This is a genomic window from Pseudomonas sp. 43mfcvi1.1 (assembly GCF_900115935.1).
GTDB lineage: Bacteria > Pseudomonadota > Gammaproteobacteria > Pseudomonadales > Pseudomonadaceae > Aquipseudomonas > Aquipseudomonas bijieensis.
This window is the reverse complement of sequence record NZ_UETT01000010.1, coordinates 247,375-263,002: the sequence shown is the minus strand read 5'-3', so window position 1 is coordinate 263,002 and position 15,628 is coordinate 247,375. Positions and strand designations below refer to the sequence as shown.

The following is a 15,628-nucleotide window of genomic DNA, read 5'->3' as shown; positions in this document are numbered from 1 at the left end:
AAGGTTCAGACCGCTTCGGCAGGCAGCGGCATGGGCACCTTCAGTTGCGGAAGTTGCGACTTGATCGCCGGCGTTTCGCATTTTTTCTCAGCGTCTTCCTCGCTCAGTTTACGCACCGAGGTGTAGAACAACTCGCAGGTCTTTTCCTTTTGCGTGACTTGCCAGGTCTGCGTGCACTGGTTCAGCAGGGCGCTCGGATCGGTGCCCGGCTTGCTGCCCATGCCAGCCTGCCAGCATGCAGCACTCAGGTCCTGGCCCATGACTTTCAAGCCGGCGGCATCGGCCTTGGCTTCGTCACCGTCGTAGTTTTCCTTGTCGGCGGCGTACCAGATGTAGCTCGGGTGGTTGGAGCCCAGGACCGGCACCTTGACCCCCGCAGTCGGCGTGATGCTCGCCAGGCCGAGCACGCCCACAGTCTGGCCGTACTGGGTCTTGATCCAGTTCCGAACGGGCGCTCCGAAGGCCACCATCGGCAACGCGGCGCCGCTGGCGGTTTGGGTGATCTGCGTGACCATGGTGGTCTGGTAATCGTTGAAGTAACTGTAGAGGCCTTCCAGCGTGCTGCCGGCATTGGACGGCGCCGCGATGGGCGCGATGTCGATGATGGTCTGGTAGGCCGGTGTCTGGTCGGCGGCAATGCCGTTGACGGTCAGCAGGGTGGCCCAGCGATCGGTGGTGGCCGACTCCAGGTAGTCCTGGGCCTGGGTCAGGGAGTAATCCGGCGGGAAGTGCAGCAACTCGACACTCTTGCGGTTTTCCAGGGCCATGCCCAGCGGCAGGAACAGGTACCAGTTGTAGGACCATTTCTTGTCGCTGTTGAGTTTGCTCGCGCCGTTATACGCCAGGTCACCAGCGTCGAGCAGGGCCTTCAGCGGTTGGCCGTAGCTCTTGGGCACTCCGCTGATGCTGGCATAGACCTTGTCGTTATCGATTTTGACGTGGACCTTGGCCGTGCCGTAGCCGTCGCGCTGCACGCTTTGGGTCAGGTAATGCTCGACGGTCTGTTCCAGGGTCCAGTCGCGAAAGCAAATGACGTTGCAGTTGTTGGGGTAGGCGAAGAGGCGGGTAACGCGTTCGGTGCTGCCCAGTTGTACGTCAATGTCGGTGGCATGGGCGGCGGCACTGAAGGCCAGGGCGGCAAAAGAAAGTACGGCGAGTTTGGACATGCTCAGATCCTTTTCAGCGTGTGGACCCCTCGAAACAGGGTGTCTCCATACTGAAACAGACCGGGCCGAAGAAAAAGTGGGCCGACGGAAATATCGGCCCTTTTTTATGGCTTTATGGCATCACTGGCGGTAAATAACTCAATGTTGTCCCCAGCGCCCACAGCAGCACCAGTACCAGGGGCGTATGCACCAGCAACTGCACGAAGGAAAAACCGATCAGGTCCCTGGCCTTCAGCCCCAAAACCCCCAGCAAAGGCAGCATATAGAACGGGTTGATAAGGTTCGGCAGCGCTTCGGCGGCGTTGTAGATCTGTACGGCCCAGCCCAGGTGATAGTTCAGGTCATTGGCCACCTGCATGACGTAGGGCGCCTCGATAATCCACTTGCCGCCGCCGGAAGGAATGAAGAAGCCCAGCACTGCCGAGTAGATGCCCATCAACAGGGCGTAGGTGTCGTGGGAGGCGATCTGTACGAAAAAGGTCGAGATGTGGTGGGCCAGGGTCTGGGCGTCACTGCCCTTGACCGTGGTCAGCAGCGCGGCGATCGAGCCATACAGCGGAAACTGGATCAACACGCCCGTGGTGGTCGGCACCGCGCGCGCCACGGCGTCGAGAAAGCTGCGCGGCCGCCAGTGCAGCAAGGCGCCCAGCATGATGAACAGGAAGTTATAGGTGTTGAGGCCGGAAATGGCACTGATCGCAGGTTTGGTTGAAAACTCGTGGAACAGCCAGCCGGCGGCCAGCAGCACCAGCGCAATGATCAGCAGCGGACTGTGCTCCAGCCACTCCCCAGGTCGGGTGCGGGGCTGCAACGCCGGCATGCTGAAACTCGGATCGATCCCGCAAGCGGCGGCGTCACGGGCGCTGTTGGGGCCGGGAGCAGTGGCGTAGGCGACGATCAACGAGATCACGATCAGCGCCAGCAGCATCACGCCAGACTGCCAGAGGAAAATCGTCTGGGTAAACGGAATGACACCGGTAATGGACAGGATCGACGGCGGCAGGCTGGCCGGGTTGGCCTGCAATTGCGCTGCCGACGAAGACAAGCCCAGGGCCCACACCGCGCCCAGGCCCAAGTAGGCGGCGGCTCCGGCGGCGCGGTAGTCCATCTTCAAGTCGGTGCGACGGGCGAGGGCGCGCACCAGCAAACCACCAAACACCAGCGACAGGCCCCAGTTGAGTAATGACGCGACCATGGAAATCAGCGCTACCCACGCCACCGCGGAGCGGCCGTTGGTCGGAATGCGTGCCAGGCGGTCAATCAATTTTACGGCCGGTGGCGAACTGGCGACCACGTATCCGCCGATCACCACGAAGGCCATTTGCATGGTGAATGGGATCAGGCTCCAGAAGCCGTCACCGAACGCCATGGCCGCCGCCGTAGGCGTGGCGCCGATCAATTGTGTCGCCATGGCAACCACCAGCACCGCCAGCGCGGCAAAGACCCAGGAGTCCGGGAACCAGCGCTCGGCGAAACTGGAACAGCGCAAGGCGAAGCGGGCGGAACGGCTGTCTTCGATGTCGGTGGTCACGGTAATTACCTCGTTTTTATGGTTATGGGTATTGATGGCGGCAAGGCTTCAAGGGACAGGCGCAACAGTAGAACAATCCAGTGACCATGGCAGGCTTATCGGGTTCGAGGGCGTCCTGGAATATTTTCAATATGGGCTCGCGGCGCTCTTTAGAAAAAAAACGCTGCGCCGATGGCAAGGGAACAAGCCACTTAATTCTCCCGCTGTCGGAGCTGCCCAATGTTTAACAACCGCCTGAAGCAGGAGCTACTGGCTCTGCGCCAAGAACTGTCCAGTCTTATGCAAGTCAAGGAAAGCCTGGACCGTGAAATGCTTGGCCTCACCCTGGACGCCGACGGACGGATTCAATCGGTCAACCAGAACTTCCTCGACGAGATGCGTTACAAGAGCCAGGACTTGATTGGCCGGCCTGTGAATGAGCTGGTTCCCGCGTATTTGAAATCCAATGAGTTCCAGGTTCGCTTCACGTCGGCGCTGACCCGCGGCGAACACTTTTCCGGTGCCGTGCGCTTGCTGCGGGGCAATGGCCAGGAAGCCTGGCTGCGTTCGATCCTCCAGCCCGTACGGAATGTCGATGGGCGGATTCGCTATTTTTCGATGTACTCCAATGATCTGACCCGCACCATCGAGGCTTCTCGCGAGCATGAGAACCTCATCGGTGCGTTGGTGCGTTCAACGGCGGTGATCGAGTTCGATTTGGGTGGTCATGTGCTGACGGCCAATGATCGCTTCCTCAACGCCATGGGCTATAGCCTTGCGCAGATCAAGGGCAAGCATCACCGCACGTTTTGCGAACCCGAGGAATACAACAGCGCGGCCTACGAGCAGTTCTGGAAGCGCCTGAACAGCGGTGAATTCGTGGCTGGCCGTTTCAAGCGTCTCGACAGCAGTGGTCGCGAGGTCTGGCTGGAGGCTTCCTACAACCCGGTGCTCGATGCCAACGAGCGGTTGTACAAAGTGGTCAAGTTCGCGACCAACATCACGGACCAGGTCAACCAGGAAAAAGCCGTCGCCGAAGCCGCCAACATTGCCTACAGCACCTCGTTGCAGACCGACAACAGTGCCCAGCGCGGCACGACGGTAGTGACCCAGGCGGTGGATGTGATGCGCGACCTGGCCCGGCACATGCAAACCGCAGGCGAAGGTATCGAGGCCCTGAATGAGCAATCCCTGGTGATCGGTACCATCGTCAAGACCATCAGCGGCATCGCCGAACAAACCAACCTGCTGGCGCTCAACGCCGCGATCGAAGCGGCCCGGGCCGGCGAGCAAGGGCGCGGTTTTGCGGTGGTGGCCGATGAAGTGCGACAACTGGCATCGCGCACCAGCCAGGCGACCGATGAAATCGTCGGCGTGGTCCGCCAGAACCAGGACATGGCCCGCAATGCCGTGGCCCTGATGACCGATGGCCAGCACCAGGCCGAACATGGCTTGGCCCTGGCCGCCGAAGCGGGGACGGTGATCGTCGAGATCCAGGACGGGGCGAAGAAGGTGGTCGATGCGGTGAGTCAGTTTGCAAACCAGTTATCGACCTAAGTACAGGTTATTATTGTTTTTTACATATTAATTATTGTTTTGTGATAATTTCGTGGCTATGTTCTGGGCTCCTCTCATTCTGTTGGAGCCTCACATGCGTACGAATCGTCTCGCTCTGTATAGCCAGCGCATGGCTGCCATAACGCTTCTGTTCATGGTTGCGATGATGGCCGCCAATGCGGCGGCCTGGCTTTTTCCCGACGTTGCGTCACGATACGGTCTGGGGTTTGCCCTGACCGAGCGACAGATGTCGAGCTTGTCTGAAGAGGCGATGTACTTGACCGCCTGGCAGTCTCTTGGCGGCATCCTGCTGTCGAGTATCCCTTTGCTGGCGTTGGCTGCCGGGCTGGCGAATTTGCGGCAGTTGTTCAAGCGGTATGCCCACGGCCAGTATTTCTCCAACGAAGCAGCTGTTTATCTGGGCAAGGCCGGGCGCGCGGTTGCGTTGTGGGTGTTGCTGGATTTCCTCTGTGAGCCGTTTCTTAGCCTGCTGATGACGATCAATGCGCCGGTTGGCCAACGATTGCTGACCCTCAGCATTACCGCCCCATCTTTTGTGGCTTTGTTTCTTGCGGCCTGTATTGCGATCATTGCCCGGATCCTGTCCCAGGCCAGTGAAGTCGATTCAGAAAACCGAACTTTCGTTTGAGAACCTCATGCCTATCGTGATTCAACTTGATGTAATGCTGGCGACACGCAAGGTCAAATCCAAGGACCTTGCCGCTGCCATAGGCATTACCGAAGCCAACCTTTCCTTGCTCAAGCAAGGAAAGGTCAAGGGCATACGCCTGGCAACCCTCGAGGCCATTTGCAGCTATCTGCAATGCCAGCCAGCCGATCTGCTGGTCTATCAGCCTCCGGGCGAAGTTGATCAATCCCCCAGTGCTTGACCCTCGCGCCTTGGATCCGCGCCGCCGGCCAGAGATGTTTTCCCTTGCGCGTCGCGCACCCGGACGATGGCCTGGGTGCCGCTGTTCATGTCGATCTCGCTCACGGTGTGGCCCTTGTCTTTCAGGGCCTGGATCAGCGTCGGGCTGAACTGCCCCTTTTCCAGTTCGGTGGGGCCATTGCGGCTGCCAAAGTTGGGGAGGTTGATAGCGGCTTGCGGGTCCAGGTTCCAATCCAGCAGACCAATGACTGACTTGGCGACATACTCGATGATTTGCGAGCCGCCGGGGGAGCCGACTGCGGCCACCAATCTACCTTGCTGATCGAAGATCAGCGTCGGAGCCATGGATGAGCGAGGGCGTTTGCCCGGTTCGACGCGGTTGGCGACTTTTTGCCCATTCTCTTCGGGGATGAACGAGAAGTCGGTCATCTGGTTGTTGAGCATGAAGCCCTGGACCATCAAATGTGAGCCGAACGCCGATTCCACCGTCGTGGTCATGGACACCGCGCCACCCTGATCGTCCACAGCCACCACTTGCGAGGTGGAAATACGCAGTGGGGAACGGTCCGGGGCGTAGGCCACCTGGATGCCCGGTGGCGTGCCGGGTTTGGCGACACCCATGCTACGAGGGCCGATCAGGCTGGCGCGGCTGGCCAGGTAACCTCGGTCGACCAGGCCTTTGAGCGGTACCGCGACAAAATTCGGGTCGGCGATGTATTGGGCGCGGTCGGCATAGGCCAGGCGCTCGGCTTCGGCGATCAGGTGCACCGCTTCGGCGGTGGGTTCAATGCTGGCGGGTTTAGTGGTATTGAGCGGTTTCAAGGGCGCGAGGGCGGCGCTGCTGTCGCGCTGTTCCAGGGCCTGCAATGTCCCGAGGATCTGCGCCACGGCAACCCCGCCCGAAGACGGTGGTGGCATGCCGCAGATTTGCCAGCGCTTGTAGTCGGTGCATAACGCTGGCCGCTCCCGTGCGGTGTAGCTCTTAAGGTCGTTCAGCGAAAGACTGCCGGGGTTGGGGTGGCCCTGCACCTTGGCGACGATTTCCTCGGCAACCGGCCCTTTGTACAACGCATCGGGACCTTCGTGGGCGATGCGCTTGAGCACGCCTGCCAAGGCCGGGTTTTTCAGCACGGTGCCGACTGCCTTCGGGCTGCCATCGGCATTGAGAAAGTACGCCGCCATGTCGGGCGAGCCCGGCAACGATGGGTCGGATGCGATCAAGGCGTGCAGCCTTGGCGAGATCGCGAAGCCCTGCTCTGCCAGTGCGATGGCCGGCTCGAACAGCGTCGCCCATTCGAGACGGCCATGTTTGCGATGGGCCAGTTCCAGTCCGCGCAATACCCCCGGTGTACCCACCGAACGACCGCCGATCTGCGCGGCCGTAAACGGCATGGGTTGGCCGTCGGCTTGCAGGAACAGTCTTTCGGTGGCGCCGGCCGGTGCCGTTTCGCGTCCGTCGTAAGTGCGTACGGCGTTGCCATCCCACAGCACAATGAACGCGCCGCCGCCGATGCCTGAAGATTGCGGTTCCACGAGAGTCAGCACCGCTTGCATCGCAATCGCCGCGTCGATGGCCGAGCCGCCACGTCGCAACATCTCCCGCCCGGCCTCGGCCGCCAACGGATTGGCCGCGGCCGCCATGTGCTTGTCGGCGTAGCGGGTCTGTAGATCGGTGCGGTAGCCGGAGACGACCTCCGGTGGGGCAGGCAATGCCGGTGTGGTTGTGGAGGAGGGCGGGGCCTTACAGGCTGCGAGTGTCAGAGCGACAGCCAGCAGCGAAACGGCTGACAGGCGATGAAAGTTCGGTTTCAGATCTGTGGGCACGTGTCACTCCATCCGTGGGCTTGGGATATAGAGGCTGACTGTAGTCATGGGCGGTGTGTGGCGCAAATCAACACCGGACTGATGGAGCCCGGTGCCACCTCGCCACTGAGGCTCAAGATAACTCTGAATCCTGATAGAGCAGGTACTTTTCTCGAGGCATAAAAAAACGGCTTATCTTTCGATAAGCCGTTTTTAGTACTTGGTGGCTACACAGGGACTTGAACCCCGGACCCCAGCATTATGAATGCTATGCTCTAACCAACTGAGCTATGTAGCCAAGTGGCGCGCATTATTCGCCGGTAACGAAGATGTGTCAAGCGTAAATCTGAAATATTTCTCTGCGCTTTCAACCGCTTAACAATCCTCGCTGCAAATCCTTGTCAGCCGAGCTGAAATCTCCCTGTGTTGGCACTCAAGGCCTGGCTTCCCTGGCTCAGCGTGTCCGCCGCCAGGTTCACCGCTCGTGCGCCTTCGAGCAAGCGCATCGCCGCCTGGTCGACCTGCTGGATATTGCCACTGACCTCATCGGCGGTGCTGGCTTGTTCATCCACGGCAGTGGCGATCTGCGCCAGGGTGTCGGTGACGCTTTGCACCGCGCTGGCAATTTCTCCCAGGCGTTCGCCAAGGCCGGTGACCGCTTGGGCGTCGGTCTGGGCCTGGCCGCAGGCGGCTTCCATCAGGCTGACGGCTTCGTTGACCGTGGCGCGCAAGCTGTCGACAGTGGCGGCAATCTGTTGCGTGGAGGACTGGGTGCGTTGTGACAGGCTGCGCACCTCGTCGGCCACTACCGCGAAACCACGGCCCTGTTCTCCGGCGCGAGCCGCTTCAATGGCGGCATTGAGGGCCAGCAGATTGGTCTGCTCGGCCACGCCACGAATGGTATCGACCACCAGTTGAATCTGTTGCCCCTGTTCACTGACTCGCCCCAATGCGGCGGCGGTTTCGTTGAGGCGCTGGTTGAGCTGCTGGATGCTCGCCGTGGTGCGTTGGCTGTCGCGGCTGCTGTCGGTGGCAATGCGGCGGGTTTGCTGGGCGCTGTCGGATGCCTGTTCACAGCTCTTCGCCACGCCTTGGGAGGTGGCGGCCAGTTGCGTCGCGGCGGCAGCGATCTGGCTGATCTGCATCTGTTGGGCCTCGACTTCTCCCAAGGCGCCGCTGGAGTGCGTATTGAGGGTGCGCACGGCATTGCTCAACTGCAACGTTTCGTGGTCCACCCCCAGCAGGCTGGTGCGCAACTGCACCACGGCGACGTTGAGGGCAGTGCTGATGGCCGCCAGTTCATCGCGCCCTTGCACCGGCACTTGCAGGCTGAGATTGCCGTCGCGCAGGGCTTCGGCCAGCAGGGTGATACCACTGGCACTGCGCCGGATCGACGCTTGCAGGCAAACAAAAAGATACAGCGCGGCCAGCAGCAGGCAGCCCAGCACCGTCGCTACCAGGGTGAACTGGTGGATCGCCGAACCGTGGTAGTGGTCCAGGCGCGTATCCAGTGCCACCAGCGACTGTTGCCGCAGGATCGCCAGATCAGCGAGAAGGGCATCCATGTGTTTCTCGAAGTCTTCGGGCTTGAGGTTGATGGAGCCGCCGAACACGCCGTCATCCAGCACTTTCAGGCCAGCATCCAAGTGCTTGAGGCTGCCCTGGTACTGTCCGGCCCAGGTTTGCAATTCGCTGGGCAGACGGGTTTCCAGGAGTGCTCCGGTCTTGACCAGTTGGTCCCGTGCGTCACCGATACGGCTGCGCAGGTCCCGCAGTTGCAGGCGACTCTGCAGCGTGAACTGGCCCGACACCACGGAGGCCTGGCCGACGCTGGCCAGGCGGCCGACCCGTTCGATCAGGTCGGGCGTCTGCTGAGTTGAAATCTGCGTCAGCAGATAGGTTTCCAACCAGGAGGCGAGGGTCAGGCGGTTGTCCATGACCATCTGCTCGCGCAAGGCTTGCAGGGCGCTGAGAGCGGCGGTGAAGCGGTCGTAGCCGTCGGGCCACCAGCCCACGCTGCCCAGGCTTTTCGAATCCAGACCGTTGAGGCTGGTTTGCAGAGCTTGATAGCGGGCGAGGGTATCGGCTTCAGCGCCTTCGGTTTGCAGGGTAGTGGCCAGGTCACTGGCGGCCTGGTTGAGGGCCGGTTGAACGGCATCGAATGCCGCCATGGCAGCCAGCGTCGCCGGGGTTGGTTGCCGATTGGTTTCGGTGGCACGCCAGCGGGCGGCGCGGTTGCGCTGGGCGGTGAGCAAGTTGTCGAGGTTATCCAGGGCCAGCAATTGGCGCACCCCGGTGCGTTCCCCGGAAATCAGACTGAGTTTGTCGCGATAATCCTGGCCGATTAGCCACAGGCTGCCCATGAGCGGCAGGATAAAAAGCAGGAACAGCAATTGGAATTTGCGGGCGAAGCCGAAGTGCCCCAACAATCTGATTCCGGGTGATAAAAAAGCCTGCATGCCCATACTCCCCTGAACACCTTTGCACTGTTTTTGTGCGTTTCTACACAAGTGCTGAAACAGGTGCCCTTTTAAAAGGCCTCGAAAGTTTGTCCAAATCGGCTCGGTAGGCCAGCTCTGTAGCGAAACTTCCCATTCTCGGTCCCCTTTGTAAGGGGCCGCGTTGTAGCTGATTAACAAGGCAAGATTCAGACCATGGCGTTGAGCTATCACCTTGGATTTCGACAATTTTTCAAGGTCGATAGCTAGCTAAGGGGATAGCCTTGCTGCACCGAAAAATGGCACATTGACGCACCTGCCCGCGTGCGCCCTCTGTCGTATGGAAACTCCCATGGCTATCAGCAATACCCAGGCTGTCACCCCACCCGTTACTGCCCCGGCGCAAAGCAGCCCGCTGGTCATGCGGATCATCGGCGCCGTGGCGCTGGCGCACCTGATCAACGACTTGATCCAGGCGGTGCTGCCCTCGATTTATCCAATGCTCAAGGACAGCTATGGCCTGACGTTCACCCAGGTTGGCTTGATCACCTTGACGTTCCAGTTGACCGCTTCTTTGTTGCAGCCTTGGGTCGGTTATCACACTGACCGCCACCCCAAGCCCTGGCTGCTGCCGGCCGGAACGGTGTGTACGCTGGTCGGCATTGTGATGATGTCCATGGTCGGCAGTTTTGCCTTGATCCTGTTGGCGGCGGCATTGATCGGCATCGGTTCGTCGACCTTCCACCCGGAAGCGTCGCGGGTGGCGCGATTGGCCTCGGGCGGCCGCTTCGGGCTGGCGCAATCGACGTTCCAGGTGGGCGGTAACGCCGGCTCGGCCTTCGGCCCGCTGCTGGCGGCGGCGATCATCATTCCCTACGGGCAAGGCAATGTGGCCTGGTTCGGGTTGTTCGCACTGTTTGCGCTGTTCGTGCTGTACCGCATCAGCCGCTGGTACGCCAATCACCTGAACTTGTTCAAGCTCAAGCAAGGCCAGGCGGCCACCCATGGCCTATCCAAGGGCCGGGTCTTGAGTGCGCTGGTGGTGCTGGGGCTGCTGGTGTTTTCCAAGTACTTCTACATGGCCAGCTTCACCAGCTACTTCACGTTCTATCTGATCGAGAAGTTCGACCTGTCGGTGGCCTCTTCGCAGTTGCACCTGTTCCTGTTTCTCGGAGCGGTGGCGGCGGGGACTTTCTTCGGCGGGCCGATTGGCGACCGGATCGGGCGCAAGGCGGTGATCTGGTTCTCGATCCTCGGCGTGGCACCGTTCACCTTGATCCTGCCTCACGTCGACCTGTTGTGGACAAGTATCCTCAGCGTGGTCATCGGTTTCATCCTGGCCTCGGCGTTCTCGGCCATCGTCGTGTATGCCCAGGAATTGGTGCCGGGCAATGTCGGGATGATCGCCGGCGTGTTCTTCGGGCTGATGTTCGGTTTCGGCGGGATTGGCGCCGCGTTGCTGGGGCATCTGGCGGACATCCGTGGCATCGAGTACGTGTATTGGTTGTGCTCGTTCCTGCCGTTGTTCGGGGTATTGGCGATTTTCTTGCCGAGGACCCGAAAGGCCTGAGGCGGGGAGCATCGATGTGACTGAGCCTGCGCAATCGCGAGCAGGCTCGCTCCCACAGGGGCCCGCTCCTCATGCCTGCGATTCACCCCTCAAGGACGGTAGATACTGGCCTGGATGGCGCCAGGATATTGCTTGTACCCGCCCGTGTTGCACAGTGGTGTCGACAGTTGGTAGTCGCCCGCCGTCGTGGCGTTGGCGGTGCGCACATTACCGGCCGCGAACCCAGAGTAATCCTGAAAGGCATCGAACGAGGCGATTGGCTCGTCGAAGTAGTTGCCACGGGAAGGGTCGAAGATCGAGAGAGTGATCGCTACGCCACCAGGATATGCAGCTTCGGCCTCGATCAACACCGTCTGGTAGGGATACAGGGTTTGTGGGGACGGCCCGGCGGAGGTGGGGGATGGATTGAACACCGTGGCCACCAGCGTGTTCGGGCTCAGGTTGGTCAGCGCGATGACCAGGTAATTGGCGGCGTTGCCGCTGTAGGTGTAGGGCCGCGTCAAGGCGAACGCCCAACCGTTCCTGCTGTTAAAGAAGTCGTCCTTCGAGCCACCGTTGTCCCACACTTGGGTGAGCGCGATTTCTTCCGGATAGATTGACCAGTCCGTCGAGTCGGCGATCCAGTATTTGAAGTAGGTCCCGTCGATCGCCGCAGTGATGTACTGCGCATAGGCGGGCACACCGTCGATGGGGTTGTCATTGACGTCCAGGTATTGGTAGATCTGGAATTTGGCCGGCAGCAGCATCTGCATCACCGACAGCACGTAACCGTGCTTGGCGGCTGTCACCATGTTTCCGGTTTCACCGGAGTTCCAGAACAACCCGTCGGGCGCTTTGGAGGCGATCAGCGTATAGGTGACCTCCAGCTTGGCCCAGTCGGTCAGTATCGCGTTTTCCATGCTGCCGAAAGTGCTCAGCAACCCTTCGAAGGTAGCGCTCAATTGCCCCCAGAGGTCGGCGTAGGCCACCTGGAACAGGCTGGGAGAAACACTCGAACTCTGGGCCGCGACCGCCACATTGATGCCGCTCTGGAGAACGTTGGCCGCGACGGCGAAATAATTGATGTCGCCTTCCATCGTCTCCGCCGAGAGCACGGTGTAGATGACGCCCGAGAGCACCGCCAGGATGATGCCGCCGATGTTGGTCGAGTCACCGTCCTCGAAGCCGGCATCCTGGCCCAGCTCGGAGAGCAGCGCACCCTGGTCCACGAACAACTGGGTGTGGAAGCTGCTGTAGCAGGCGAACAGGCTGTTAACAGCGCTCGCTGCGCTGAGCTCCAACTTGAGTTGATCGACCACGGGTTGCCAGACTTGCGGCTCGAATGCGCTGTAGTCCAGGCCGAGCATGTCTTGTCGGTAACCATCCAGGGTGCTGGCGCCGTTGGTGTACTGTTCGCGCAGGATCAAATGGGGTTGATTGTTCATGGCGGCCAGTTTGCTGTTGATCCAGTCGTAGACCACCTGTTGGTCAGGCGTAAAGGCTGGAAAGGGCGGGTCGGACGCCGGCAAGGCCATGATGCTGTCCAGGGGAGTGGTGGGCATGAAGTACCATTGGCCCGAAGTGTCGGTATCTTGCATCTGTACCGAGCCCTCTGCGATGTCGACACTCAGGTACTGGTTCGAACCGCTGTTCTGGAGGGTGGTGGGGCCCAGTCCCGTTCCCCAGAGCCAGGTCTGCTCGACCGGGACGGGCACGTTCTGTGTTGTGTTGATTGCCGTACTGCTGCCTGCATCCTGACCCAACACCAACCCGCCGAGCAGCCCACTGAGCAGCCGTCCATCGGCGGTGATTTGCCAGATTTGGTTGGGCGAACCGGCCACGAAGGGGCTCAACGTCATGCCGTCGGAACCGGCGGTGAGTACAAAGGGCACGCCTTTCACGGGCGCGACGAGGCTGCTTTGCACATTGACCCAACGAGTCGGTGGCCAGACCTGATAGTGATTGCTGCTCGAGGCCCAGCAGGCTTGGCCGAGGGTGTTGTACAGCACCAGGTTACCGTCGTTCTGTACGCGCAATTCCTGAGGGTCGATGCCGTTGGTATAAGGCGACCACGCCACGTTGCCGTCGCTGGTACCCAGGACCAGGTTGCCATCGGTCTGGACGTCGAAATAGGCACCGTCGTCGGTGTTCGTGGCCCAGATCGCGCTACCGGTGAACGAGCTGTTGGCCGACACGGGCCCCGTGACGACCTGGTACAGCACCAGATTGCCGTCAGTCTGCAGCAGCAACACATAGCCGTTGCCGGCCGCTGCCGCCCACTGACCGGGCAGCATCCGCGTATTGGGTGGAATGTTGCCGCTGTCGGCCTGGACCGGCTCGCCGAGTGGCACGGTGCGGAAAATGCTGGGGTTGGTGGATGTTGCCAGCGCTGTATCGCTCAGGTTGTTCATGTGAATCTCCTTTTCACTGCATTGGGTGGACGCCTTGCGGTTGTTGTCGGAAATGAGCGACGGGGCATGGGCCGGGCTGCGGTCGCACAAATACCGCGCGTCTATGCCCACTGCGCCGACTCGATCGGTCGGGAAACCTTGCAAGTTTGGTGTTGCAACCAGGCCTGGAGGCGCATCAACAGATCCAGGAGGTGGTTTGGATGAGGGGGTCAGCCAGGCTGATGTCTTGCAATGCGGCCAGTCGCTGGCGACGGTGTGGAAACGGAGGGGGCAGGTCTCTTTATATATCCATAGGTTGCGAGACGGTTCATACGAATCTCCCTATCTGCGGATGAAGGCGTTTGAGTGATATGCCTTGCAGAACGCGCATGAAGTGTAGCCCGGCATTCATACCCTGCCTGAGGTTCTTCGAAGCGATTCCGGGAGGTGTCATACTTCGCTGAACCCATGCACTGCCATATCGAGCGGGCGCCTGCCTCCAGCCGTCGCTCAGGCCAAACGCGAGACTTTCATGGAAGAAACGGCACATCACATCGCAAAGAATCGGCATCTGGCACAGACCTTGGCGACCGCGTTCGATATTGATTTCGCTCCTGTGCCTGACGAGTCGGTATGGTTTACCGTCAAGGCGCCAGAGTCTTTCCTGCCTATCGCCACCGAAGGCGCTGGCGGTGTATTCCTGCAGGGGGGTTCCAGCGATTCGATTCTCTACGTCACCTCTGAGGGGCAGGCTGGAATAGTCGCGGCTTCGCTCGCGGAGTTTTTGCAACTGGTGATGGCTCATCCCTATTGGTTTGATCTGTTGAAATTCTCTGGAGGCGGCCAACTGCGAGAAATGGAGCGAGTTGCCCGGTACCTCGAAGAGGATCTGCTTGAAGATAAACCTGGCATTCAGATGTCTCGTGACATCGTTGCGCAGGCATTACTACTCGCTAGCGCACCAGGTCCGATTTCCGCACTTCACTTTGCTGTTACAAGTATCGGTGCAGGGGTCTCAGTGCAGGCACCGGATGGCACCGAGTGCAGTGGGCTCTTTGGTTCATTTGTCGTGGAAGACAATCGGATGTGGCGTGAGGTTTAACCCCATCGAGATGGCTGTTACCAATGAAATCCAGTTTTATGATGAAGACCTTTTTGATCAGAACGGTGACCGCCGCCATGGGTAAGCGTAAACGCAAGACATTGCCGAAGGATTTCGCTCAGTTGCTGGAGCACGCCTCGTTTGCCGAGCTGGTCGCCGTGTTCGATGAATGCGAGCTTGAAGCCACCGGCGGTTACAGCAAGAGCACCGCGCTGGGCTTCTACAACTGTCCCGATGAACTGGCCCGCTGGCTGGTGGAGCAGGGCGCCGACATCAATGCCCGTGACACTTACCAACGAACACCCCTGCACCATCGCAGTTCGAGTTGGATCGGCGGTGTCGACCTGCTACTGGATCTGGGCGCCGATATCGAGGCGCAGGATTACCAGGGCTACACGCCGCTGCATGCCGCGGCCAACAGTCACAAAGCCGAGGCCATCGCTGCCCTGATCCGCCGCGGCGCCAGCGTCGATGCCAGGAGTCGGCAGGGACAGGGTGTGCTGCATATTGCCCTGGCGACTACCCGCAATGCCGATATCGAGGCCACCGCGAAAATCGCCCAGACTCTGCTGGCGGCAGGGTTGCAACCCGATGACGGCATGCTCGCCGAGGTGCAGCGCATCGGCCGTGAATTCGAATTTCATCGGGCCTCCTTCAACCCGGACTATCTCGAGGCAACGGACGCTGCCCTGGCCAGTCTTTATCGTCTTTTCGACGTCACTCCCGTTGCCTCCCGCAAGGTTCACGACGGTCAGGCCGCTATCGTCGTCACGGCCAACGGCTGGCCTGACCAGCATCAGCAACTGTGGGAGCTGCTGGTGCCATCCTCTGGTGCCGCAGCGACGATGCAAGGTGAGGTGATCCGCATCAGTGGCCGTATCTCCCGAGAGATTCACCACAACGGCTCGGCCAACTGGGACGCGGATTTCAAAGCGATGTTGGCGGCTCTGGTTGACCACGTGGGCAGCGCCGTGTCCTTGCCGGCGGCCGAACTCGCTGAAACACGGGCGCTGGCAGTTGCTCTGCGCAATGGCAACGATGACGCCGAGCACACTGATCGTCTTTGTGAATTGGCTGTGCGCTGGGTCATCGCCAACCCGCAGCCGGTGCCATTGGCGATGCCCTCCTATAGTCGATAACGCGACGGGGTGCCCAGCCCTTTTCAGGATCAAATGGCCCGGCGTGACGCCTCAGATATTCCCGGTAAGGCACGGTGTTCACGTC

At 60.4% G+C, this 15,628-nt stretch carries 11 protein-coding genes, 1 tRNA gene and 1 pseudogene; 7 read left to right on the top strand and 6 right to left on the bottom strand.

Annotated features, from left to right (window positions below; genetic code table 11):
• Positions 1-5 precede the first annotated feature (5 nt).
• Both DTP52_RS20310 and DTP52_RS20305 read right to left on the bottom strand, forming a co-directional pair.
• Positions 6-1,166 carry a hypothetical protein gene (locus tag DTP52_RS20310; protein ID WP_109754928.1) on the bottom strand — a complete coding sequence of 387 codons (1,161 nt, stop codon included), beginning with the start codon at positions 1,164-1,166 and terminating at the stop codon, positions 6-8.
• Positions 1,167-1,278: 112 nt separating this feature from the next.
• Positions 1,279-2,697: a short-chain fatty acid transporter gene (locus DTP52_RS20305; RefSeq protein WP_109754927.1), complete on the bottom strand. Its 1,419-nt coding sequence runs from the start codon at positions 2,695-2,697 to the stop codon at positions 1,279-1,281.
• 219 nt (positions 2,698-2,916) lie between these two features.
• Here DTP52_RS20305 and DTP52_RS31700 point away from each other — a divergent pair.
• The 4 genes and pseudogenes from DTP52_RS31700 to DTP52_RS20290 form a co-directional block, all read left to right on the top strand.
• Positions 2,917-3,693, top strand: a pseudogene (locus DTP52_RS31700) (PAS domain-containing protein); the annotation flags it as partial.
• 108 nt (positions 3,694-3,801) lie between these two features.
• On the top strand, positions 3,802-4,233 hold the full coding sequence (locus tag DTP52_RS31695; protein WP_370873836.1) for a methyl-accepting chemotaxis protein: 432 nt from the start codon (positions 3,802-3,804) through the stop codon (positions 4,231-4,233).
• Between the two features lie 94 nt (positions 4,234-4,327).
• On the top strand, positions 4,328-4,882 hold the full coding sequence (locus DTP52_RS20295; RefSeq protein ID WP_109754925.1) for a DUF2975 domain-containing protein: 555 nt from the start codon (positions 4,328-4,330) through the stop codon (positions 4,880-4,882).
• 7 nt (positions 4,883-4,889) lie between these two features.
• Entirely contained in the window at positions 4,890-5,123 is a 234-nt protein-coding gene (locus DTP52_RS20290; RefSeq protein ID WP_109754924.1) for a helix-turn-helix transcriptional regulator, read from the top strand.
• Here DTP52_RS20290 and ggt read toward each other — a convergent pair.
• From ggt to DTP52_RS31690, 3 genes are all read right to left on the bottom strand, one after another.
• Positions 5,105-6,946: a gamma-glutamyltransferase gene (gene ggt / locus DTP52_RS20285; protein WP_109754923.1), complete on the bottom strand. Its 1,842-nt coding sequence runs from the start codon at positions 6,944-6,946 to the stop codon at positions 5,105-5,107. The two genes, DTP52_RS20290 and ggt, sit on opposite strands and share 19 nt — an antisense overlap.
• Positions 6,947-7,146: 200 nt before the next feature.
• Positions 7,147-7,223 (bottom strand) — tRNA-Met (locus tag DTP52_RS20280).
• Positions 7,224-7,326: 103 nt separating this feature from the next.
• Positions 7,327-8,070 (bottom strand): methyl-accepting chemotaxis protein, encoded by a 744-nt coding sequence (locus DTP52_RS31690; protein ID WP_370873835.1) that lies wholly within the window; start codon positions 8,068-8,070, stop codon positions 7,327-7,329.
• A gap of 1,645 nt (positions 8,071-9,715) precedes the next feature.
• On the opposite strand from DTP52_RS31690, the gene DTP52_RS20270 reads away from it, so the two are divergent.
• Positions 9,716-10,933 carry an MFS transporter gene (locus DTP52_RS20270; protein WP_109754922.1) on the top strand — a complete coding sequence of 406 codons (1,218 nt, stop codon included), beginning with the start codon at positions 9,716-9,718 and terminating at the stop codon, positions 10,931-10,933.
• Between the two features lie 89 nt (positions 10,934-11,022).
• Here DTP52_RS20270 and DTP52_RS20265 read toward each other — a convergent pair whose 3' ends face one another.
• Positions 11,023-13,323: a calcium up-regulated protein gene (locus DTP52_RS20265; protein WP_109754921.1), complete on the bottom strand. Its 2,301-nt coding sequence runs from the start codon at positions 13,321-13,323 to the stop codon at positions 11,023-11,025.
• 511 nt (positions 13,324-13,834) lie between these two features.
• On the opposite strand from DTP52_RS20265, the gene DTP52_RS20260 reads away from it, so the two are divergent.
• Both DTP52_RS20260 and DTP52_RS20255 read left to right on the top strand, forming a co-directional pair.
• Positions 13,835-14,404, top strand: a complete 570-nt coding sequence (locus DTP52_RS20260; RefSeq protein WP_109754920.1) for a hypothetical protein — start codon at positions 13,835-13,837, stop codon at positions 14,402-14,404.
• A 38-nt stretch (positions 14,405-14,442) separates the two neighbouring features.
• Positions 14,443-15,543: an ankyrin repeat domain-containing protein gene (locus tag DTP52_RS20255; protein WP_256594269.1), complete on the top strand. Its 1,101-nt coding sequence runs from the start codon at positions 14,443-14,445 to the stop codon at positions 15,541-15,543.
• Positions 15,544-15,628: the final 85 nt, after the last annotated feature.

What these genes read in the sequence shown, in the direction of transcription:
- DTP52_RS20265 (WP_109754921.1), bottom strand. Translation starts at nt 13,323, where the DNA reads ATGAACAACCTGAGCGATACAGCGCTGGCAACATCCACCAACCCCAGC.
- DTP52_RS20290 (WP_109754924.1), top strand. Translation starts at nt 4,890, where the DNA reads ATGCCTATCGTGATTCAACTTGATGTAATGCTGGCGACACGCAAGGTC.
- DTP52_RS20255 (WP_256594269.1), top strand. Translation starts at nt 14,443, where the DNA reads ATGATGAAGACCTTTTTGATCAGAACGGTGACCGCCGCCATGGGTAAG.
- DTP52_RS20270 (WP_109754922.1), top strand. Translation starts at nt 9,716, where the DNA reads ATGGCTATCAGCAATACCCAGGCTGTCACCCCACCCGTTACTGCCCCG.
- DTP52_RS31690 (WP_370873835.1), bottom strand. Translation starts at nt 8,070, where the DNA reads ATGCAGATCAGCCAGATCGCTGCCGCCGCGACGCAACTGGCCGCCACC.
- DTP52_RS20295 (WP_109754925.1), top strand. Translation starts at nt 4,328, where the DNA reads ATGCGTACGAATCGTCTCGCTCTGTATAGCCAGCGCATGGCTGCCATA.
- DTP52_RS31695 (WP_370873836.1), top strand. Translation starts at nt 3,802, where the DNA reads ATGCGCGACCTGGCCCGGCACATGCAAACCGCAGGCGAAGGTATCGAG.
- DTP52_RS20260 (WP_109754920.1), top strand. Translation starts at nt 13,835, where the DNA reads ATGGAAGAAACGGCACATCACATCGCAAAGAATCGGCATCTGGCACAG.
- DTP52_RS20310 (WP_109754928.1), bottom strand. Translation starts at nt 1,166, where the DNA reads ATGTCCAAACTCGCCGTACTTTCTTTTGCCGCCCTGGCCTTCAGTGCC.